Genomic DNA, 22,527 nt, shown 5'->3' with positions numbered 1-22,527 from the left:
GTTAGCAGCTGTTTTTATTTCAGTGTGAGCCTGGCGCCCAGGTTATAGGTTTTTACCAGCGGGTACTGTGAGCCGCGGCCATCTCCCAGCTCTACATCCCATAACTTAAAGCCGCTTATGGTCCAGAGGTTGTAACCAATGAAATACAGGTTCAGGTTGGAAACGCCCATGTTGTTCAGCCATTGTTTTCCTGCCAGGTTATAGCTGAACTGCAGCGTTTGCAGGCGCAGGAAAGCGCCGTTCTTCACCCACCAGGAGCTGTTGGCATAGTTCATATTATCGTTACCATAGGTAAGGCGCGGGTACAGGGGATGAGGATGTGCGCCGTCCGGCGTCCAGCGGTCTGTGATCTGTGACAGCAGGTTACCGCGCTCCCCGCCCTGGCTGAAAGGCTGCAGGCCGTCGCCGTTCAGCTGTATATCCACATTGCTGATACCTTTGAACCAGCCCGCCAGCGACCAGCCTTTCCAGTTAATGGTAGGTCCAAAGCCATATACTATTTCCGGTATGCTTCCATAACCAATGGGACCCTGATCGTAGGTGTCTATCTTACCATCGGCGTTCAGGTCCTTGTACTTAATATCCCCCGGCCGGTTGGTGCCGGTCTGGTAAGGGCTGTTGGCAATTTCCTTATCGCTCTGAAAAAGCCCCAGTGCCGTATAACCAAAGCGCTGGCCCAGCTTGCGGCCTATACGCTGCTGCCAGGGATAAGGCCAGGGCGCGTTGGCATCGTTGATCACAAAGGCCCTGTTCCAGGTAAAATTGCCACGCAGGCCAATGATCAGATCTTTGCCTATTCTTTTATTGAGCTCCAGGGTTGCGTCCACTCCCCTGTTATGGATCTCGCCCAGGTTAGCGTAGGGCAGCGTGCGGATGCCTTCATACAGCGGCACATCACCGCGCTGCCGGAATATGCCTGTCCTGTTCTCATTAAAAACATCCACTACCAGGGAAAGCGCGTCGCGCAGGGTTTTGATCTCTACGCCAACATTGGTTTTTTTAGCTTTTTCCCAGGTAACAGCCACTGCGTAATCGCCAATATCCAATCCGTCACCTATATTATTGTCAGCGCCATTGCGCCCATAGGAATAACCACCATTACCACCGCCTACTGTAGAAATATAGGCGAAGCGGCGGCCGCCGATATTGCTGTTTCCCACCAGGCCGTACGAAGCGCGGAGCTTGAGGAACTGTATGGCATTGCTGAGCGGTTTAAAAAAGGGTTCTTCAGAAGCTACCCAGCCTGCTCCAACAGAGGGAAAAAAACCGAAGCGGTGATCCGGTGCAAAAGTTTCTGAGCCGTTGTAGCCAAAATTGGCTTCGGCAAGATACCTGTTGTCATAAGCATAGGTGAGACGGCCAGACAGTCCCATATAACGGTAAGGGATAGAGCTAATGAAGTCACCGGCAAATGCATCTTCCTTGTCGGACTGGTTGTATAACAACATGCCTGTTACATTATGCTTGCCAAAGCTGTTGTTATAGTTGATGGCCGCTTCCGTATAAAACTGCCGGGTGCCGCCGTTGCTGCGGCTGTAACCCAGGAAGTTGCTGCCAATGGAGGTCTGGTCCAGCAGCAGCTTTCCGGCGGAGTCCCTGCCACGCGCCAGGTAGCCGTCAACGGTTTTGGTGCGGCTTATCGTATGTGCGTTATAGTTATCAAAGGAGAACATGCCTGTTACGGATAATCCTTTGAGCCAGCTGCCCAGGTCCTGTGTCAGGCGGATATTGCTCCACAGCTGACTTCTGAACTCGCTCACATAACCGCTTTGGGTAAGCAGGTTGTAGGGATTGTTGATATCGCCCGTACGGATCTGTGAATGGAGGCCGTTGGAATAAACAGGGGGTATGAGAATGGGCGGCAGCAGGTAGGCGGAGCCCCAGATCTGATCTACAGAGCTGCCGGGAAAATTGCCATTGCTGATCCAGCCGGCTGCGCCAAAATCCACTTTGGTTGTTTTGCTCAGCTGCAGGTTCAGGTTAGCGGTAAAATTGTAACGGGTGTATTTGATGGCAGAGTTATAATTTGCCAGCTGATCTGTTTTGTACATGCCATTTTCATCATAGTATCCTACGGAAAGATAATACTGTGCATTGTCTGAGCCGCCGCTGGCATTTACGCGGGCGCGCCGGTTCTGCCCGTATTTATTGAACAGCGTTTTAAACCAGTCAACATTGGGATACAGATCCGGGTCCTTACCATTGGCGGTAAGTGCAATTCTTTCTGCTGAATATTTCGGCAGCGGATCATCAGGATTGGAGTTCCGGTATGCTTCATTCGCCATCTGCATATAGGTAACGCCATCTGCAAATTTTGGTATGCTGGTGAACTGTGTTATACCCTGGTCATACTGCATATTGATCCGGGGACGGCCTACCTTTCCGGTTTTGGTTTGGATAAGTATAACGCCGTTGGCGCCTCTTACCCCGTAAACCGCTGTTGCGGAAGCATCTTTGAGGATGCTGAAGCTGGCAATATCCTCAGGGTCCACGTTAGCGAAGTCGCGTTCAATACCATCTACCAGCACCAGCGGTTTGCTGTTGGTAAAAGTAGAGATGCCGCGGATATAAATTTCAGCGTTATCATACCCCGGCTGCCCGCTGCGCTGCACGCCTATTACTCCTGCTACCCGCCCTGCTATTACATCGGTGAGGTTGGCCACCGGCTGCTTCAGCTCCTCTGCGCGAATGGTGCTTTGCGCGCCAATGGTGGTGATCCTTTTCTGCTGGCCATAACCTACTACCACCACATCATTCAGGCCCATGACCTGCTCCTGCATTACGATGCTGATCTCACTGCGGTTATTTACCGGCACGGCCTGCGTTATATAACTTACAAAGCTGAACATCAGCGTATCATTGTTTGCCCGCAGCCGGATGGTGTACTGCCCATTGGAAAGAGAGGTGGTGCCTGTTTTTGATACTTTGCTGGTGATGGTTACGCCGGGCAGGGGCTGCCCTTTTGCATCGGTTACCGTACCGCTGACCGTTGTTATCTGCGGCGCTGCGGGGGCCGGCTTTCTTTTTACAACAACGGAATGTTCCAGTACCTCACAGGTCAGGGGCTGATCCCTGAAACACTGTTCCAGCACTTGTTTCAAAGGCTGATTGCTTACAGCAAGGCTTACCGGCTTTGCTTCTTTCAGCATTTCATTTTCATACAGGAAGTCAAAACCGGTTTGCTGCCGCAGCTGCCGGAACACTTCTTTCAGCCCTTCATTGTTTACGTGCAGGCTTACCTGTTGTGCACGCGCCAGGGGCACCAGCAGCAAACAGAAAACGATCAGTATAAGCTTACGTGGAATTGCATGCCAACGGCGATCAGGGACATAGCGATCCCGTTTGCATAAACATGCATTAAAAAACATACCCATTTGGTTGATTAATTTATGTGGTTGTGGAATTAATACTTCATACGCGGAATTAGTTACAATAGTTTACGGCATAACAATAATCTTACGGCCTTCTTTCTTAAAATGAATAACCCCGGTCATTTCCAGCCGTTTTAATACGGCTGTTACATCATTATAGCGTGACACTGTTCCCCCAAAATTTCTTTTTATGCTGTTGTCTGTAAATACCACCTCTACATCATACCAGCGTGCAATCTGCTGCATAACTTCCTGGATGCCGGCATTGTCAAAGGCAAAATAACCGTTCTTCCAGGCCACTGCATCTTCCGGGTTTACTGTTCTTACGCGGAAAGCAGCAAGCGGCGAGGGCAGCAGCCCCTGCTCTCCCGGCTGCAGCAATACCTGGCTGGCAGCTGATACCAGCTTCACAGCGCCCTGCAGCAGCGTAGTTTTCACCGGGGTTTCATCCTGGTAAGCTGAAATGTTGAACCGGGTGCCCAGCACCTGTACTTCCATGCCATTGACTACCACTTTAAACGGCTGCTGCGGGTTGCCGGCTATTTCAAAATAGGCTTCCCCGGACAGCTTTACGATCCTTTCCGCACCGGTAAAAGCTACCGGGAACTGCAGTGATGAAGCTGCATTCAACCATACTTTTGTACCATCTGATAATGTTACCCGGAACTGGCTTCCGCGGGGAGTAGCCAGCGTGTTATAAGCAATAAGCGCTTCTTTTTCTTTTGCCTCATACTGCAGGCTATCCCCCTGCTGGCGAACGGCAGTGCCGCCCTGCCGGATAACCTGGTTACTGGTGCTGTCCAGTGTAACCCTGGACCCATCTGCCAGGGTGAGGATGGCCCTGTTAGCGCCAGGCGCCACATCAGCCGTCTTTTGTACAATGGCTGCCGGCTGTTTAAACGGCCCGCGCGGCCAGTAATAAATGCCGGCTGCCAGCAGCAGCAGGATGCTGGCAGCCGCTGCCCAGCCCCAGCGGCGCAGGAAAAGGATACGGGGAGTAGTATGGCCGGAATCCGCAACGGGCGCCAGCACTGCAGCGCCATCCAATTCTGCCATTTGCTGCTTAATTGCTGCAAGCGCGCTTTCAACATCATCTGCATTTGTTAGCCCATGCAGGTTTTCGCGGTTGCATAGCTGTTCAATAAACGCTTCCCAGGCGGCAGCATGCTCCGGTTTCTCCAGCGTTTCACATAACCGCTGCAGGTCTGCAGCAGAAATGGTTTCTGCCAGGTACTGGTCAAATAATTTGTCTAGTTCTGCTCGTTGCATTGTACAATTTTACTACCGGCTTATAATAATGGAACCCAGCTTAAGAAAAAGGACGTGTCCGGGTTAAAAAAAATTTTTTACATAACTGGCAAACAGGCATACCAGCAAAATATCTCCATACTGGGTGATATATTTTCGCAGAAAAGCCAGCGCCTTTACAATATAATCCTTTACAGTATGCCCGCTCAGTCCCATTTCCCGGGCAATAGCCTCATGGGACAGGCCCTGTTCCCGGCTAAGCCGGAAAGCACGCTGCTGCTGCGGGGGAAGTTTTCGTATACCTGCTTCTATGAGCTGCTGCAGCTCTTTCAGACGGGCGTTCATTTCCGGGGTGGCTTCAGCCTGGGTAATATAACCGAGAGGATGGGACAGGGATCTTTTATAACTTTCTTCAATGGTAACGCGTTTCAGCTTTCTGAGGATGAAATTCCGGGTGGCCTGGTACAAATAACCACGTATATTCTGTACCGTAGTCATTTGCTGCCGCTCTTTCCACACCCATAGAAAAACTTCCTGTGCTACATCCTTGGCAAAATCCGCTGATCTTGAAGCCAGGAAGGCAACAGAATAAACATGATCCCAATGAAGGCGGAAAAGGGTATCAAAAGCAACGGTGTCCCCTGCTGCCATGCGCATGAGCAAATCCTGTTCGTTATGTACCTCCTGGTTTGACAATCTGAATAACTCTGCTTTCGGTTTGCTAAATGTAGCGCAAAATGTTCCTGTTCAAAGCTGAAGCCTTGTATATAAACAATGGTATTCATGTCTTTGTAACTTTGCAGGCTGCCATGGCCTGCATTGAATACCCGGTTTAAGGCGGCTGAAATTACAAAAATCCGCAGAAGTTTATTTTTTATTAAGCCAGGGGAAGTGAGCCGGGTGGGTTATGAGGGAGGTAAACCTGTGCCACATCAGGGCACAGGTATTGCGGCCATTGGCCTAAAAGCTATTCAAGGGAAAAGTCAAACTACGCATGGTGGTTTTAGGGTTTATCCCACCATACCCGGGTGCTCAGCTTATCAGCGCCCTGACGTTCAATTGCCTTATTCACCTTATCGGTATTTACACTCAGCTCAGATGTTGGATAGGTGAGCCTTCTGATAAAAGTACCATTTGGCACATCCGGATTACTGGGCTGCCCGTATGGATTGGGTGTCAGTGACGGGAAACCGCTTCTTCTGAAATTAGCAAAAGCCTCAGGCCCGTTCAGAAAAGAAGCGATCCAGTATTGTGTATTGATCTGCTGCAGCTCAGTGCCGGCCGTTAATGGGTTGGCAGTAACATAATTATCACGGGCAGCAGCAGGAACAGCGGAATTGGGATCATATGCAGCCATCTGGTCCATATGCGCCCGGATGCCGTCTGCAAAATATTGGGCTGCAGTACCACCGGTGATCCAGCCCCTGAAGCTCGCCTCAGCCAGCAGCAGATTGGTTTGCGCGGCAGTTACCAGGAATACCGGCGAAGAGATCTTCACGATCCTGCGGCGATCTACCTGGCTGTAATCATAGAAGCTGGCCAGGCCGTCGGCAGTGGCGGCAGCTCCGATGGTACCATTATCTTTCCCCATGGGCATACCTATTTGTTTTGCAGGATCGGTGGTGCCAACGGCTACCGTTTGTCCTGTACCGCTGCCGGCCCCTACATACCGGATGGCAATGGCCGGTAAACGGGGATCATTCGTATTCTTTAGCTGGTCTACAAAGGGCCTGGCGAGGTAAAAGTTAGCGGCTTCACTGCCGTTGAGCGTTGCGCCTATGGGCTGGGTGAAATTGGGATCATGACGGATATACGCATTATCTGCGTTGCCGGTGATCACGCCGCCGGTCACGGCTGCCTGCACCGTGCTTTGTGCTTTTGCTGCATCTACTTTTATTAACCGCATACCGGCGCGCAGCAGCAGGGAATAAGCAAATTTTTTCCATTTGGCCACATCACCGGCATATAATACATCACCGGTTTCAATAGTCCCTGCCGGGTTCAGGGCGGCTGCCGCCTCTGTCAGCTCCTGGATGATCTTGGGGTAGATGTCCTGCTGGCCGTCATATTCAGGGAACAGGATATCTTCTGAAAGACCGGCTCCTCCTTCTGTATAGGGTATGTCGCCATATTCATCTGTTAGTATCATGAAAACGTACGACTGGTAAATGCGCGCCATATTGTACATATTACTCCTGGCCGGATCGTCTTTTGTACGCATCAGGGCATCATGCGTATTCTTGATCACACTTTGATAATAGACTGCCCATAGAGGCTGCGTAGTTACATCGCGGCTGTCCTGGTTGAAATTGGCGCCGGCCAGCACCCCGCCGTTGGGCGATACCATCTGCTGCACAATGCCCACATCGAATACCAGTGATTTTACAGGAAAGGAAGTATTAATAATGCCCTGGTTCAACAACAGCGCGGGGTCAAGCGAAGAGGGATTTGTTTTGTTCACATTCAGATCGGACAATCCACTTTCGCAGGAAGCCATGACCAGCAATAATAAGAACCCAATGCTATAGTTTAAGATCTTTTTCATGACGGAGGTTGTTAGAATTTAATATTCAAATTCAATCCAAGGCTGCGGGTGCTGGGCAGGCCGGGCGATTCCAGCCCCACCTGGTTATCCGATCCAAAACCAAATGTTTCAGGATCGATATTGTCTACCCATTTCTTGATGATCAGTACATTATTGGCTACAAAATCAAGCTTTACACCTTTGATAGGCCATTTAGGGGAAAGATGTTTTGTAAAGTCATAACCCAGGCTTAGCTGGCGCAGCTTCCAGTAACCACCATTATAAACAACTGCTTCTACGATCTGCTGTGTGCGAAGATGTTCCCAATAGGTTTGTACCGATGCTACCGCGTTGTTCGGATCACCATTAGCATCCACACCGTTGCCTTTCACACCTGATTCACGGCCTTCCAGCGTCATTTTATGCAGGCCATGCCGCACGGCGTTGAAGTTGGTGCCCGACAACATTTTATTGCCTAGCTTATAATCAATGAGCACATTCAGTGTAATGCCGTTGTAATTAAAAGAGTTAAGGAAACCGCCTACCCATTTGGGCAGGGCACTGCCAAACAACACGAAGTCGGGTGTGCGCTGGGGCAAACCGTTCGACTGAAAGATCATTTGTCCTTTTTCATTCCGCGCATACCCGTAACCGGCGATCTGGCCTATCTCTTCACCCACCACCTGCCGGGTTTCACCATTAAATACATGCGTGCCCGTAGTAATGCGCTCACCGGGTTTGTCAGTAACAATGCTCAGCACTTTAGTAATGTTGTAAGAAGTATTGGCCGTAAATTCCCAATTGAACTTTCCGGTCCTTACCGGCACCAGGTTTAACAGGGCCTCAAACCCGTAATTGCGGCTTTTACCACTGTTGATGGGTGTATTGAAAAAACCGGAGGCGTCAGAGATCTGCACCAGCACTATCTGGTCGCTTGTGATCTTCCGGTAGGCTGCCACATCCAGGTTTACACGGCTGTTAAACATGCGTAATTCCAGGCCGGCTTCTGTTTCTGCTACACGGCTGGGTCTCAGCCGGGGATTGGGCAAGGTGGTGCCGGTAACACCGTTACTGATATTACTGGTGCCTACCGGTACCGGTACACCATTGGGATTAGTAGCAAAATTGGGGTTCGGGGTATAGAACAGCCGGTCCGAATAAGGCGCTACATCGCCGTCGCTGCCTACCTCCGCATAACCCAGCCGCACCTTACCGAAGTTCAGCCAGCTTAAAGCAGGCAGGTGTTCGGAAAACACATAGCTGCCTGAAACGGATGGATATAAAATGCTCCTGTTTGCCGGAGACAGTGTAGAGAACCAGTCATTACGCACGGTGCCTGTTACATAAAAGGTTTGTTTCCAGTTCAGTTCCGCTGAGCTGTAGAGCGAGTTCACGCCCTGTTCTGTAAGCGTGTACACCGGATCTTTTGCCCGCCCGTTCTGCACTGTATACAAATCCCTGATGATAAAATCGGTAACTACTACATTATTAATGTCGGACCTTTTGCGCATGCGGTTGCCGCCGGCATTCAGGCTCAATCCCAGATCACCGAACTGCCTGTTTGCATTCACCAGGAAATCCAGGTTCGTTTCCCTGAAGCGGCGCGATTCCTGGGTAAACAAACCGTTCACGAAACCGGGAGGCGCAGCTGCCCTGGAAGCCTGACCGGTTGGGAAGTTATTCACCTCCTCATCACGTGACCAGTAATCCTGCCCAAAGCGGCCCTGTACACTCAGCCATGGGAGGATATTATATTTCAATGCTACATTGCCAAAGATGCGGTCGCGTTTAATGTTGTGGAACTGTTCCGCCAGCACCCAATACGGATTGGTGCGGTTCGTGAACCTGGACCAGGGATTTTCATTGCCTGCTGCATTGTATTTGTTCTCATTGAGCAAATTTAACGGCATGGAGGTTGACATGGCCATTATAGAGGTAGGAATGGAATTATCCTGGTTAGCAATATTCGGCGGGTTCTTATTGACTTCCCTGGAATAGTTGATATTGCCGGACAAAATGAGCTGTTCTGACAGGTTATAGCTATAACCCAGGTTCATGGTTTTACGGTTAAACGAATTATTGGGCACGATACCTCTGTTCTCCGTATTATTCAGCGACAGGCGCATACCGCCTTTATCATTACTGGCCTCAAATGCCACTGTGTTGGCAACATTCTGGCCATGGCGGTAGAACTCCTTAATACGGCTGCCCTGCGGCTGGTATGGAACCGTTAGATTATCGAACAGCACCTGCGTCATACCGGGTGCAAACTTTTCCCCGAACGACCACTGTCCTGAAGTAGGATTAGGAGCTGTAGGGCGGACACCATTCTCACCCTGTCCGTATTGATCCTGGTAATCTGTAAAATCCAATGGTGTATCATTGGTATAGTTCAGGTTATAGGTAACGCCAATACCTTTTGTTTTCCCTCTTGTTTTAGTGGTGATCATGATCACACCATCTTTAGCGCGCGACCCATAGAGCGCCGATGCAGGCGCTCCTTTTAAGACCGTCATGCTTTCTATATCATCAGGGTTTATGCTGGATAAGCCATCTCCCCCATCTGCAAACACCCCGCCTCCTTTTACAACGCCTGATATGATATTGTCGTTGAAGTTAGTATTATCAACCGGCACGCCGTTGATAACGATCAGTGGATTATTCTGCCCTGAAAGGGACGACTGGCCACGGATACGGACTTTGGAGGTACCACCGGGACCTGTGCCCAGCGATGAAATATTCAGCCCAGCCACCTTACCCTGTAAGGCATTCATTACATTGCTGGTGCGGTTCACCGTCAGCTCTTCAGTTTTAACGCTGGTGGCGGAATATCCCAGGCTACGGGCCTGCCTTCTGATGCCCAGGGCCGTAACCACCACCTCACCCAGGCTCTGGTTCTCCTCTGCCATAGATACATCCACCACGGCGCGCCCGGCAACTTCCACATTCATTGTTTTATACCCTACTGAGCTGAACACCAGCGTGGCATTGGCTGCAGCAGGAATGCTGTATCTGCCATCGCCATCGGTGGTTGTACCATGTGTGGTTCCTTTTACTCCCACAGAAACACGGTAAAGTTTCACACCTTTATCATCCGACACAGTACCTGTAACCGTTTGTGCATGAGCAGCAGATCGCAATAGAAAAAGAAAGAAAAGCAGCCAAAAGCTGATCAGGCAAGGACGCCTGCCATTGGTATACATTTTCATAACGGGAAGTTGTAAGTTCAAGCAACAAATTATCCGGTATTACATTCAAAAACTTCCAAAATAGAACGGCGTTGAATTTTGTACATCTCTAAAGAATAAATTTCTTTTCTTTATACAGTATTCCACGAGTGAAACTGATTACCCCGTATTTAGATAAACCTTATGCATCAATTTGTACTACAACGCGGTAAATCGGCAGAACTGAGGTTGTTCCCGCATATTTCTGAGCTGGGCATAAAAAAGAATGGCGCTATTCAGCTCAATACCTTTCTCAGCACAGCCACGGAAGACATCCGCCTGTATTATATAATAGAAGGCAAATTCGCATGGCGTATCAATCATCAGCCTTATGTTTTATACCCGGGCGATGTAGCGCTGGTATTACCCGGCGTGCCGTTTGGCAGCGATGACGGCGTATTGGAGATCGGCTCTTTCACCTGGCTGCATATCAGCATGCAAAAGCTGGAAAACGGCCATCTGCTGCCTGGTAAGTGGAGCGGCTTATCGGAAAGCGAAGGCGCCGCTATCGGCAAAATATTATTATTAAACTACACCCCCGTTCTTTGCAGGTTCAATGAAGCCGGTAAAATACTTAAATGCATACACGCAGAATTGTCCGGTCATGAAATAGGATATCAAACGCGGGTCAATCACCAGCTTGATGAGCTATTGATACAGGTAACTCGGCACATGACCATGCAAAACAATCCCGGCCGCGACTTCCCCAAAACATTCATGCACCTGGAAGAAGCTTTGCGCCGGGACCTGAGCTATCAATGGACGGTAGAAGAAATGGCGGCGCTGGTTGGGCTGGGCACCACCCTGTTCACAGAGCGGGTAAAAAGCTACTCCGGTTTTTCACCCATCAATTACCTGATCAACATCCGTATTTCCGAAGCCATCAAACTGTTGAAGCGGCCGGATATCAGCGTAACAGATATAGCGCTGGATACCGGCTTTTATTCATCGCAACATTTTTCCACCACCTTTAAAAAGCTGACCGGTTACCGGCCCAGTGAGTTCAGAAAAAACCATTTATACAATAAATAATTACGATAGACATGGAATGTATCATTACTATTGAGCTGGGAACAAACGGGGTAAGGGTTTTTGCCTTTGACCTGAGCGGCCACGTCCTCCATTCGATGAAAGGCCATTATCCTACATTTCATACTGACCCTGATCACAGTGAGCAGGATCCCGAACAGATCTTTATCACCACATTGTATGTGGTAAAGAACCTGCTGAACCAATATCTTTACCCGAAAAAATATAAAGTAGCCTGCATCTGTTTCAGCGCCGCCATGCATAGTTTGCTGGCAGTGGACAAAAATGGCAACCCGCTCGGCAACGCCATTACCTGGGCCGATAACCGCGCCAAGAAAGAAGCGCAGGAGCTGCGCCGGTCGGCCCTTGGCCCCAGCCTGTATGCAGCCACGGGCACACCCATTCATCCCATGTCGCCCCTGCTGAAAATAGCGTGGCTAAGGACCCGGGATAAAGAACGGTTCAAACAAGCCAGTAAATTCCTTTCTATAAAAAGTTATATCATTCACCAGCTCACAGGTAAGTACCTGATAGATTATAGCATTGCTTCTGCTACCGGTTTGCTGAACATACATACCGTAACCTGGGAAGCGGATGCTTTGGAGTATGCAGGTATTACAGCAGCCAAACTACCTGAGCTGGCGCCCATATTTACTACTGCCGGCAAATTGAAAATGGCTTACCAGCAATCACTGGGCCTGCCTGCCGACGTCAAAATACTTATCGGCTCCAGCGATGGCTGCCTGGCCACGCTGGGCGACGGCGTAAAAGGCGAAGGAAAAGCCACCATTACCATTGAAGACAGCGGGGCCGTACGGGTAATGGGCCCCACTGTATTGAAAGATGAGCAAATGCGCTTCTTCAATTACCTGCTTACCGATGATTGTTATGTAAGTGGCGGGCCTACCAATAACGGCGGGAATATCTTTGACTGGTTTGCAAAGCAGTTCGGTGATTTCACAAAACCCTTTGATATAACACACAGTATACAGCAGCTCCTGGAAGAAGCAGCACAGGTACCGGCAGGTTCGGACGGCCTGCTGTTCCTGCCCTATTTGCTGGGCGAACGCGCTCCTATCTGGAATGCCAATGCCCGGGGCTCCTATTTTGGATTGAACATTAAACATGAACGCAAACATTTTATACGCGCTACCATTGAGGGCATCCTGTATGAAATATACAGCATTGGCAAAAGCCTTGGTGAACAGCGCACCATCCAAAGCCTTTCAGTGAACGGCAGCTTTGGTACTACTCCCTTCTGCACCCAGATCATTGCCGATATGTTCAACAAACCCGTGCGCCTGCGGCGGGAATTCCACAGCGTGAGCTTTGGCGCCTGGTTACTGAGCGCTACTGAAATGGGCCTTTACAGATCGCTGGATGAAGCGGCCCGCATTGTGGAGCTGCCTGATATGTATGAACCGGATCAACAGCGCCATGCAATGTATGCCGACTACTTCAACATCTTTGAAAAGCTGAGCACCAAATTGTTTGATGAATTTGAGGCCATTGGCAACCTGCAGCAGCAATATGCCGCCACTAACCTGTTACCACATAATTCACCATTATAAACCTATTGCTATGCACAGATCAAAATATTGGCTGACAGCAGTATTACTGTTTTGGGTATACGGCTCAATACATGCCCAGCAGATCAGCCGCGAGCAGCTTATTGCACTCACACCTGAATGGAAAGGTGAACGCTTTGCCGATGGCAGGCCTAAAGTACCTGACAGCCTGCTGGACCGTATGAAGCTGGTAACCCTGGAAGAAGCATGGGCTGTACTCCGGAATGAAAATTACAAACACCAGTATGAAGGTGAATGGCAGACCATTAACCCCGACAGTGTGCTGGTAGGCCGCGCCGTTACTGCCATCTTTGTGCCCGGCCGCCCGGACCTGCACCGCGTCATAGACCAGTTTGGCCTGCGTGATAAAAGAGTGAAAGCGCAGAACTCCTGGCCTATTGACCTGCTGGTGAAACGCGATGTGTATGTAGTAGACCAGTTTGATGCTTATGAAGACGGTCCTACAATAGGAGATAATCTCGGCAATTCTATTTATGCCAAAACCGGCAACGGCATCATATACGATGGCGCCATCCGTGATATCAAAGGATTGAAAGAGATCGGCTCCTTCACTTCTTTTTTTCGCAGCTATCATCCATCACACCACCTGAACAATCCTGCGGGCGAATTAAATACCACGCTTGCCGGCATTAACCAGCCCACACGCATAGGCAAGGCTACTGTAATGCCGGGTGATGTGGTGCTGGGCAGGGATGGCGGTGTGATCTTCATTCCGCCGCAGCTGGTACAAAAAGTAGTAGTAACCTCTGAGATCGTGCGCCTGCGCGATATGTTTGGCCATGAGCGGCTGCGCGCAGGAACATATACACCCGGACAGATCGACTCACGCTGGAGCGATGAGATAGAAAGGGATTTCTCCAAATGGCTGCACGATCATATTAACGAGCTGCCTGTATCCAGCAGCCAGGTACAGGAATTTTTGAAAGGAAGAACATGGTAAACCTTAAAAAAAACGAATTATAATGACCAATCCAACATCACGCAGATCCTTTATAACCAAGGCTGCCATCGCAGCCGCTATGGCGCCCCTGGCCGCTTTACCCGCCTTTGGACAGGGATATGAACAAGCCCTGAACCGTACTCCCAAAGCTTCCGCTCCTTCCAAACTAAAGATCACCGAAGTGAAATGCGGTTACATCAGGGGCAGCCTGTTTGTAAAAATATATACCGACCAGGGTATATGGGGATGTGGCGAAGGCGTGGACGCCATTCCCGGTACCTATTACCTGGTAAAGAATTTCGGTGAGCGCATCAAAGGGCAGGATCCTTTGAATGTGCACCGCCTGTTTGAAGACATCCGCAAATCGGGTTTCTTCCAGGGCGCACAGTCAGGCATGTATGTAGCTGTATTATCAGCCATAGAAGCAGCCTTGTGGGACCTGGCCGGCAAGGCCCTGCAATTGCCCGTGTACCAGCTGCTGGGCGGCAAGTTCCGGGATAAGATACGTGTATATTGCGATACTGCTCTGTACCAGCAGCACCTGCCCAAACCGGCTGATTTTGCCGAAGCAGCTACGAAAGCAAAAAAAATGGGCTTCAATGCTATTAAGTTCGACCTGGACCAGGCCAACGATCCTAACAAATACGATCGTTATAACTGGACGGCCAGCCCTGCCGAACTGCAACGCATGTACGATCAGCTGAGCGCCGCCCGCCAGGCCGTAGGCCCTGAGATCGATATTTGCGCCGATATGCACGGGCGCTACGATGCCGTAACCGCACAAGCCATTGCGAAAAGGCTGGAGCCCCTGAACCTGATGTGGCTGGAAGAACCGATACCAGCGGAGAATGTAGAAGCGTATAAGCTCATCACGGAATCAACGAGCACTCCCATCTGCGCCGGCGAAAACCACTACCTGGCCTATGGTTTCCGGAGAATGCTTGAAACAGGCGCAGTAGATATTGTAATGCCGGATCTGCAAAAATGCGGCGGACTGGGAGAAGGACAACGTATTGCCAACCTGGCTAATTTATACTATGTACCTTTTGCGCCTCACATGGTAGCCTCTTTCCTGGGCGCTATGGCCTGTGCGCATGTTTGCGCAGCCGTACCTAATTTCATGATCATGGAATGGCAATCCTATTTTCATACACAGCCCATGTTTAAAGAAATAGTTACCTATGATGGTGAATGGGTGAAAGACAGTTTTATAACGGTATCGGATAAACCCGGCATTGGCGTGGAGATCAATGAAGCCGGCATGAAAAAATATGCGATACCAGGGGTGCCATTTTTTGAGTAAGCAGCAAATAACATAACGGGATCCTACGTGCAATCGTTGCCGATAACGATTGCGTAAATAAAACAACGCAGTGGTAATCAACTTATCAATTAATTGCTGAATTTCAGCATACCCTAATTACTATCTCCTAATAATTAAAACCCACTGTTATGAAAAATGGAACCCTTATTACTTTGCTGTGCATTGCATTTGCCAGCTGTCAAAAGAACAATGGCGTAACCCCTGGCACTGCTGACGAAAAGCTGGCTTCATCTGCTGCTACACTTGTTACTGCAGCTGCCACCAGCGTAACCGTAACAACAGAAACAGCCCTGAAAGCTGCTATAAAAGCAGCACAGCCAGGCGACATCATTACTGTCAGCGGCACTATTAAACTTACCAGTACCTTACAGCTGCTCAACAGCGGTACTTCCAGCTCCAAGATCAATTTCACCGGCGGCACGCTGGATTGTTCCGGCATCTCATCCGGCTGGGGTGTAAAGTGTAACGGGAGCTACTGGAACATTACTAACATGACTATTAAGAATGCTCCTGATTGCGGGCTGGTATTCCAGTATGGCGGTTATAACTATGTTTATAACATTACCACTTCCGGCAATCACGATTCCGGTTTGCAGATCTACAACCAGTCGCATCACAATAACGTGAGCTACTGCAAATCCAATGACAATTATGATACGCAGAACGGTGGTGAAAATGCCGATGGTTTTGCCTGCAAATTATCAGCCGGTGCAGGAAACAAGTTTGACCACTGCACTGCCAACCACAATTCAGATGATGGCTGGGACCTGTACGGACAGCCTGCTACCGTTACCATCACTAATTGTACTGCCACCAACAACGGATATGGCGGCAATGGGGATGGCAATGGTTTTAAACTGGGCAGCTCCGGCCAAAATGTGCCGCATACGGTAACCAACTGCACATCGAGCTATAACATGGCCTCCGGTTATGATGGAAACGGGAATACCGGTCATATTACTATTACCGGCAGCACCGGCACCGGTAATGGTAAAACACTGTTTTACAGGTTATATTAATCTTACTTTACAGTGCCCTCAAAGTGTATCATTTTTGGGGGCACTTTTTCTATCCACTGCCTGAAGAATTAATATGAATTTCGCCTAACCCCGGAATAACGCTACTTTTGTAGTTCATTTTTTACTGGCACATATGACTTTTGAGGATTTAAATCTGAATAAACCTTTACTGGCAGCGCTGAAGGATCTTAATTTCACAACGCCTACCACTATTCAAAGCAGGGTATTTTCCGTAACAATGTCAGGCCGGGATGTGTGTGGCATTGCCCAAACAGGTACCGGTAAAACGTTCGCTTACCTCCTGCCCTGCCTGCGCATGTGGTCTTTCACCAAAGACAGGTTTCCGCAGATCCTGATCGTTGTGCCTACCCGGGAGCTGGTGCTGCAGGTGGAGGAATCTGTTAAAAGGCTTACGGGTTACATGAGCGTAGCAGTAGCCGGCTTCTATGGGGGAGTGAATATGAACCCACAAATGGCTACAGCAGCGGGTAAGCTGGATGTGGTGGTAGCTACGCCGGGCAGACTGGTGGACATTGTGCTGAGCGGCACATTAAAATTGAAAGCCATTAAACAGCTGGTGATAGATGAGATGGATGAAATGCTGAACCTCGGCTTTCGTGCTCAATTGGTGAAGATCCTGGATCTGCTGCCCGCAAAAAGACAAAACCTCCTTTTTTCAGCCACCATCACGCCGGAGGTGGAGGCGCTAATGGATACTTTCTTTAATAGTCCTGTTACGATTGAAGCTGCGCCTGCCGGAAGCCCTTTAACGAATATCAGCCAGCATGCCTACATCGTTCCCAACTTCTATACAAAAGTAAACCTGCTGGAACTATTGATCCGCGAGCAGGGGGATATGACGAAAGTGCTGGTATTTGTATCTACAAAAAAACTGGCGGATGAGCTGTATGAGCCATTGGCCGCAAAGTTTCCGGATAAGATAGGTGTGATCCATTCCAACAAGGAACAGAATTACCGGTTCAACTCCATAGAACAATTCCAGGAAGGTAATTACAGGGTGCTGATCGCTACAGATATTATTGCACGCGGGCTGGATATTTCCGAAGTATCACATGTGATCAACTTTGATATGCCGGAGCTGCCGGAAAGTTATATTCACCGTATTGGCCGTACCGGCCGCTTAGATAAAAAGGGAATAGCGCTTAGCTTCATTTCAGCACAGGAGCAGCCGCTGCGTGAAAAAGCAGAGGCCCTGATGAATTATAAGATCCCCGAGCTGCCTTTACCTGAGCACCTGGAGATCTCGGATAAACATACAAAGGAGGAAGAACCGGAATTTATTGTACCAAACATCGTGTTAAAAGAACGCAAGCGCGATGATGCCGGAGCTGCCTTCCACGAGAAATCAGCGAAGAACAAAAAGGTAAATGTAAAGGTCCGGCACTCGGAGAAAATGATGAAGAAATATGGCAAACCTAAAACACGGGGCGCTAAAAAGAAATAAAAAAGAGGGAGGTTTAACGCCTCCCTCCTGCTTAGTATTGGTATCAGGCGCCGCACCATGCGCATTCCTCCACCTGAAAGTAAAATCACCCCGGAAAGAAGCATTATGGAAAATCTTTTCTCCTGCATCTCCTTCTAAATATTATATTTAGTAACCCGCTTTATATTGTATGCAGCAGATCTCCTTCTTCAAGAAACTCATTACCTGCGCACTGGCAGGATTGGTAATCGGCGCTTCCACCTTACGCATAAGCTTTACATTCCTGCGGGCATGGATCCCGGTAAGGATGATCGGTATCGTGCCTTTTCTGCTGCTGGCTGCTGCGATTATTTACGCGGTGATATGGCAGATCCGGAAAACCAATCAACCGGCTACCCTGGCTTTCTGGCAAGGCCTTTTACGTTATGGCGTGGCCTTTGACCTGGCTACCTTTGGATGGGAAAAACTTTTTCATCTGCAGTTTGTTATGCCACTGAGCAAGCTAGACCTCCCTTACAGCAGCTTTTCATCACAGGAGCTATTCTGGGCCTTTTTCAGCTACTCTTATCCCTTTGGCTGTATTATTGCCGGATGCCAGCTAACCGGAGCAATGTTACTCCTGTTCCGCAGAACAAGACTGGCGGGTGTTTTTATACTGTTGCCCGTGCTGGCAAACATTTTACTGATGGATATTTTTTACCAGATCGGCGCCAGCGTAGTTGTTCACGCCTCCATCATGATCTCCGGCACTTTGTATTTCCTGTTCATAGAATTTAACCGGTTAAAGGAGTTCTTCTTTGCAGCAAAAGATCAGCTGCCCACGCTGCATTTTTCCAAATATTTAAAAATAGCGGTGCGTCTTTCTATCATTTATATCCCCCTGCTGTTAATTGCTATGCGTGGCACTCCTGATAAAGATCCACTCCTCAGGGGAAAGTATGAAGTGGAACAAATAAAGGTAGATCAGCGGGTTCTTAGCCGTACCAGCTGCGCAGACAGCATACTTACTCTCGTATACTTTGATAGTAAAAATGGATGTGTATTTGAATATAACAACCTGCAAAGAAGATGGTATGGTGTTTATAAAAAAGCGAACGGTCACCTGGAAGTAAAGTGGCGTGCTCCGGCGGGTAAACCCGTCTTTACAGCTGCAATGTCGCCGGTTAATGCTGCCGGCAATTTAATGCTGACCGGAATGATGGGGAATGATTCAATGACAATAACCTTACAGAAAATAAATAATTGAGGCTAAATAAAAGAAAGCGTAACATCCAATTACAATTACATACGCCGCATACAGCAATAGACCGAATGTGCATCGAATGTGAACAATTCTTAACATAGATATTATAAACAGAGTGTTATTTTTGAGCCACCATTATTCCCAACAGTAATATTGCCGTCAAGATAGGAATTGATGTTTTTATTGCATATATAAACGTCTCATTATGTACATCTCTGATAAAACAGGAAAAGCCGTAGCCTTTATAGATAGTAAGGTTATTTTTCACGTCAGCACTTTTCAGCCCCTGGGTATAGTTTTGGGGAACGGGGTGTATTCCCTGGATGGGGCCTGGGTTGGAAAATTATTTGACGAGTATTTCAGGAATGCCGATGGCTTAATTACGGGCAAATTAATTCCAGGTATAGTAGCATTCTCCAAAAAGGGGTTTACACTTAATGTAGGGACCGCCTCAGAGATTATAAAAAAAGTTAAGCCGGATTATTCCATTTGGGTACCTGCTTTGGACCAATGGGATACAAAAAGTTTTTATGCTTTTATGGGGCATATGCGGGAAACAGTTACCCCGGTTAATGAGCCGGTCTCCGTATTTTAATTGCTTTGACCGTTTTTTGAAAAGGTTTGTCTATTCACGACAGTTCTCAACTTTAACATCAAAAGATATTCACTAATAAAGATACTGCTAACAACAAAGCCGCCCTGAGGCGGCTTCCTGTTATTTTTACCAGCTAACTTTCAGCTCTGAACGCCGGTTCTGCTTATATTCCTCTTCCGAGCAGGGCACCTCATCCTTACACTTGTTCACAGGATCCTGCTCACCTTTATTGGTATAATACAGCCGCTTAGGATCAATACCTTTGCTAACGAGATAGTCTATTACTGCATAACAACGTAAGGCCGACAGATCCGTGTTATACTGATCAGGGCCACGGCTGTCTGCAAAAGAGGCGATCACCATCTTCCAGCCAGGGTTCCGTTTCAGCACGCCGGCCACCAGGTCCAATACCTTTCGTGATTCCGTGAGCAGGGACGCGCTGTTATAATCATAGTAGAACTTCAGCTGTTCCAGCTGACGCTTATCCTCTTCTTCTTCCGCGGTATGTTTTCTTATAACCGGTGCAGGCTGCCCGCCGGGGGTAGCCGTTCCGGGCACATTATTATTACCCGGGATTTTATGCTCATCATACGGAGAAGGGTTCCCATTAACGCGGTTAATGTAATTGGGGTCAGCGAAATAATAAATATCATCACGGCCCATACCGCCTGGTTTATTGGATGCCAGGTACCCTTCATAATTATTTTGCTTTAGTATAAGCCCTATATCATCGGCGCCGGAATTGAACGGGGCTTTCATGTTCACCGGCACTTCCCAGCTGGCTTTACTGCCTTTTACGCGATAGATATCATATCCTCCAAAACCGGCGTATCCCTTGCTGGAAAAATACAGGATACCTTCTTCATTAACCGTGGGAAAAATTTCTGCGGCTACGGTATTTACCTTGTCCCCGCAGTTAACCGGCTGGCCCCAGCTGCCATCTGCCTGCTTTTCGCAGTACCAGAGATCTGTTTGTCCATACCCTCCCGGCCGGTCTGATACAAAGTATAAGATACTTCCGTTGCTGTTCAGCACTGCATGGCTGGATGAATAGCCGGCTACGTTCAAACCCGGCAGCATCACCAATGGTGTCCATTTCCCGTCTTTTTTTACGGACTGGAAGATCTGCAGGCGCCTGATACCATTAACAGGGCCTTTGCCGGTGTAGGGTATATCTTTCCCCTGTATATTGATAGTGGCATACAGGGTGTCTTCTGTTCTGTTAAGGCAAACCGGCCCTATATGATAGTCGGCCTTCCCTAAAAGTGCAGGTACCAGCTCTTCCAGGAACATATTAGCGTTACCCTGCGAATACTGTTTATAAATGTATGCTTTATAATAAGGTTGTTCCGTACGTTTATCCGTTGCCGGGTGCGCCTCTGCCCCACCGTTCAGCCCCAGTGAACGGTAACCGTTTGACATTAACAGCAAACCCCGTTGTACCACACCGCTTACCAGGTCGGAGCCGGATGTATTCAGCTCCTTTAACGCCTTCAGCTGTACGGAAGCAGGATGCCTGGCCCATATGGCAGCGCTGTCGCAGCTTTGCAATGCCACTGCCTTCAGCTGCAGGCTGTCTGTATTGCCGGTGGTGAACTGGGTATATTGCTGCCTGGCTGAATCATACTGTTCCAGCTGCCGCAGGGCTTCCCCATATGCAAAATATGCGGAGGAAGGATGGTCCGGCCGGCTTATGATATGCTGGTAAAAATCAGCTGCTTCCTTAAAATCACCTATCTCCTGGTAACAGCGGGCCATTCTCATCCACTGGTCAACCGGCATTTTATCTCCCTTGCTACGTGCCAGCCGCTTATAAAGCGCACCTGCCACCGCATATTCCTCCCGGGCATATGCTTCATTTGCCGACCGCAATACGCTTTTCTGTTCCTGGCTATACAGCCTGGCGCTAAGTATCATTACCAGGGCTAATGTTAAACTGCAACGTATCATAGAACGTAAGTAAGGTGTTTAAAAATATCGGGGGTTCTGCACAGTATATTTTTTGGAAGGGAATAAAAAACCGAGGGATATTTCATGGGAGCCGCCCTGGTAACCTGCCATTTTATTCACGTTCAGGTCATAGGAATAACCGATGCGCAGCTTCTCTGAAACATAATATTCCACCATTGCACTGGCAGCATCCAGCTGGTTCAGATCACCCGGCAGGTTATTTTTATTCCACAATTTTACGCCGGTGCGGTAAGAGGCGCCTATCCATAGTATTTCATTGATCAAAAGAAATGCATTCACATCTACATTTGTTGGCCCCTTAAAGTCTTCTTTTATTAGTATGGATGGTTTTAGCTGCAGGTATTCCGATAAGGGGAACATGGCTCCGGTAGTAACATACAGGTGCTGCGTTTTCCGGATGGTGGAATAATTGTTCCCTTTCCAGGAATAGCGGGAGGCATCTGTATACAGCGAAAACAGGTCCATAACAGAAGCCCCGGCATAAAACCGCGGTGTGTAATAGTAGATCCCGAAACGGGCATCCGGCACCCAAACGCTCTTTTTACCCAGTGGTAAGGCTACATCGTCATTGTCGGTATACCGCAGGGCATTGCCATCTATGGAATACTGGGTAACGCCGCCGCCTATACCAAAACATAAACGCCGTGTGCCCTCATCGTCCAATGGTATGCGGTATGAGTAAGAGCCATATAAGGACAGCGCTTCCTGCGGCCCCAGCTTGTCAAATAACATTTGTAGCCCAAGCCCTACCTTTTCACCTGTAATACCATCTATAGATACGCCACCGGTACGCGGCGCGCCGGGAAAGCCGGCCCACTGATGACGGTACACGGCATTCACATACAGGTCTTCCTTATATCCGGCATAAGCAGGGTTTATACTTAAGCCGTTAAAGACGTACTGGCTGAACTGTATGTTCTGTTGCGCATTTACGCTTAATCCTATGTTTAACAGCAAGACAATTATTCCTGCTCTGATTACTGTTTGCATCTTTAACACTTTT

General features: G+C 48.8%; 15 protein-coding genes. 8 read left to right on the top strand and 7 right to left on the bottom strand.

Translation table 11 applies throughout. The annotated features are described in order from the left end of the window. Nucleotides 1-14: 14 nt before the first annotated feature. The 5 genes from KVT36_RS09095 to KVT36_RS09075 form a co-directional block, all read right to left on the bottom strand. The gene (locus tag KVT36_RS09095; RefSeq protein ID WP_368670013.1) at nucleotides 15-3,263 is read right to left on the bottom strand and encodes a SusC/RagA family TonB-linked outer membrane protein; all 3,249 of its coding nucleotides are present in this window, start codon (nucleotides 3,261-3,263) and stop codon (nucleotides 15-17) included. Between the two features lie 174 nt (nucleotides 3,264-3,437). Next, entirely contained in the window at nucleotides 3,438-4,640 is a 1,203-nt protein-coding gene (locus KVT36_RS09090) for a FecR family protein (protein ID WP_217603177.1), read from the bottom strand. Nucleotides 4,641-4,703: 63 nt separating this feature from the next. Then, nucleotides 4,704-5,270: an RNA polymerase sigma-70 factor gene (locus KVT36_RS09085; RefSeq protein ID WP_217603176.1), complete on the bottom strand. Its 567-nt coding sequence runs from the start codon at nucleotides 5,268-5,270 to the stop codon at nucleotides 4,704-4,706. 352 nt (nucleotides 5,271-5,622) lie between these two features. Next, nucleotides 5,623-7,164 carry a SusD/RagB family nutrient-binding outer membrane lipoprotein gene (locus tag KVT36_RS09080; RefSeq protein ID WP_217603175.1) on the bottom strand — a complete coding sequence of 514 codons (1,542 nt, stop codon included), beginning with the start codon at nucleotides 7,162-7,164 and terminating at the stop codon, nucleotides 5,623-5,625. A gap of 11 nt (nucleotides 7,165-7,175) precedes the next feature. Then, nucleotides 7,176-10,352: a SusC/RagA family TonB-linked outer membrane protein gene (locus tag KVT36_RS09075; RefSeq protein ID WP_217603174.1), complete on the bottom strand. Its 3,177-nt coding sequence runs from the start codon at nucleotides 10,350-10,352 to the stop codon at nucleotides 7,176-7,178. A gap of 162 nt (nucleotides 10,353-10,514) precedes the next feature. Between KVT36_RS09075 and KVT36_RS09070 the strand changes: the two genes are divergently transcribed. The 8 genes from KVT36_RS09070 to KVT36_RS09035 all read left to right on the top strand — a co-directional run bounded on the left by KVT36_RS09070 (nucleotide 10,515) and on the right by KVT36_RS09035 (nucleotide 19,553). After that, the gene (locus tag KVT36_RS09070) at nucleotides 10,515-11,402 is read left to right on the top strand and encodes an AraC family transcriptional regulator (RefSeq protein ID WP_217603173.1); all 888 of its coding nucleotides are present in this window, start codon (nucleotides 10,515-10,517) and stop codon (nucleotides 11,400-11,402) included. Between the two features lie 11 nt (nucleotides 11,403-11,413). After that, on the top strand, nucleotides 11,414-12,970 hold the full coding sequence (locus tag KVT36_RS09065) for a gluconokinase (RefSeq protein ID WP_217603172.1): 1,557 nt from the start codon (nucleotides 11,414-11,416) through the stop codon (nucleotides 12,968-12,970). Between the two features lie 10 nt (nucleotides 12,971-12,980). Beyond that, on the top strand, nucleotides 12,981-13,928 hold the full coding sequence (locus KVT36_RS09060) for an RraA family protein (protein WP_217603171.1): 948 nt from the start codon (nucleotides 12,981-12,983) through the stop codon (nucleotides 13,926-13,928). A 22-nt stretch (nucleotides 13,929-13,950) separates the two neighbouring features. Then, entirely contained in the window at nucleotides 13,951-15,231 is a 1,281-nt protein-coding gene (locus KVT36_RS09055; protein WP_217603170.1) for a mandelate racemase/muconate lactonizing enzyme family protein, read from the top strand. 149 nt (nucleotides 15,232-15,380) lie between these two features. Beyond that, entirely contained in the window at nucleotides 15,381-16,271 is an 891-nt protein-coding gene (locus KVT36_RS09050; protein ID WP_217603169.1) for a right-handed parallel beta-helix repeat-containing protein, read from the top strand. Between the two features lie 133 nt (nucleotides 16,272-16,404). Beyond that, nucleotides 16,405-17,736, top strand: a complete 1,332-nt coding sequence (locus KVT36_RS09045) for a DEAD/DEAH box helicase (protein ID WP_217603168.1) — start codon at nucleotides 16,405-16,407, stop codon at nucleotides 17,734-17,736. A gap of 169 nt (nucleotides 17,737-17,905) precedes the next feature. Next, complete coding sequence (locus KVT36_RS09040) at nucleotides 17,906-18,961, top strand: hypothetical protein (RefSeq protein ID WP_217603167.1); 1,056 nt, start codon at nucleotides 17,906-17,908, stop codon at nucleotides 18,959-18,961. 202 nt (nucleotides 18,962-19,163) lie between these two features. Beyond that, on the top strand, nucleotides 19,164-19,553 hold the full coding sequence (locus KVT36_RS09035) for a 4-fold beta flower protein (RefSeq protein WP_217603166.1): 390 nt from the start codon (nucleotides 19,164-19,166) through the stop codon (nucleotides 19,551-19,553). Between the two features lie 126 nt (nucleotides 19,554-19,679). Here the strand turns inward: KVT36_RS09035 and KVT36_RS09030 are convergent, their stop codons facing one another. Continuing rightward, entirely contained in the window at nucleotides 19,680-21,503 is a 1,824-nt protein-coding gene (locus tag KVT36_RS09030) for an OmpA family protein (protein WP_217603165.1), read from the bottom strand. A gap of 18 nt (nucleotides 21,504-21,521) precedes the next feature. Beyond that, the gene (locus tag KVT36_RS09025) at nucleotides 21,522-22,514 is read right to left on the bottom strand and encodes a type IX secretion system membrane protein PorP/SprF (protein ID WP_217603164.1); all 993 of its coding nucleotides are present in this window, start codon (nucleotides 22,512-22,514) and stop codon (nucleotides 21,522-21,524) included. Nucleotides 22,515-22,527: the final 13 nt, after the last annotated feature.

Origin of the sequence: Chitinophaga sp. GbtcB8 (assembly GCF_019091455.1) — a bacterium.
Lineage (GTDB): Bacteria > Bacteroidota > Bacteroidia > Chitinophagales > Chitinophagaceae > Chitinophaga.
The sequence above is the reverse complement of the archived record's forward strand: the minus strand, read 5'-3'. Positions and strand labels throughout refer to the sequence as shown.

Bases quoted from the DNA above. Each gene is read 5' to 3' on its own strand.
- KVT36_RS09090 (WP_217603177.1), bottom strand. From the start codon at position 4,640: ATGCAACGAGCAGAACTAGACAAATTATTTGACCAGTACCTGGCAGAA.
- KVT36_RS09085 (WP_217603176.1), bottom strand. From the start codon at position 5,270: ATGGCAGCAGGGGACACCGTTGCTTTTGATACCCTTTTCCGCCTTCAT.
- KVT36_RS09080 (WP_217603175.1), bottom strand. From the start codon at position 7,164: ATGAAAAAGATCTTAAACTATAGCATTGGGTTCTTATTATTGCTGGTC.
- KVT36_RS09075 (WP_217603174.1), bottom strand. From the start codon at position 10,352: ATGAAAATGTATACCAATGGCAGGCGTCCTTGCCTGATCAGCTTTTGG.
- KVT36_RS09070 (WP_217603173.1), top strand. From the start codon at position 10,515: ATGCATCAATTTGTACTACAACGCGGTAAATCGGCAGAACTGAGGTTG.
- KVT36_RS09065 (WP_217603172.1), top strand. From the start codon at position 11,414: ATGGAATGTATCATTACTATTGAGCTGGGAACAAACGGGGTAAGGGTT.
- KVT36_RS09060 (WP_217603171.1), top strand. From the start codon at position 12,981: ATGCACAGATCAAAATATTGGCTGACAGCAGTATTACTGTTTTGGGTA.
- KVT36_RS09055 (WP_217603170.1), top strand. From the start codon at position 13,951: ATGACCAATCCAACATCACGCAGATCCTTTATAACCAAGGCTGCCATC.
- KVT36_RS09050 (WP_217603169.1), top strand. From the start codon at position 15,381: ATGAAAAATGGAACCCTTATTACTTTGCTGTGCATTGCATTTGCCAGC.
- KVT36_RS09045 (WP_217603168.1), top strand. From the start codon at position 16,405: ATGACTTTTGAGGATTTAAATCTGAATAAACCTTTACTGGCAGCGCTG.
- KVT36_RS09040 (WP_217603167.1), top strand. From the start codon at position 17,906: ATGCAGCAGATCTCCTTCTTCAAGAAACTCATTACCTGCGCACTGGCA.
- KVT36_RS09035 (WP_217603166.1), top strand. From the start codon at position 19,164: ATGTACATCTCTGATAAAACAGGAAAAGCCGTAGCCTTTATAGATAGT.
- KVT36_RS09030 (WP_217603165.1), bottom strand. From the start codon at position 21,503: ATGATACGTTGCAGTTTAACATTAGCCCTGGTAATGATACTTAGCGCC.
- KVT36_RS09025 (WP_217603164.1), bottom strand. From the start codon at position 22,514: ATGCAAACAGTAATCAGAGCAGGAATAATTGTCTTGCTGTTAAACATA.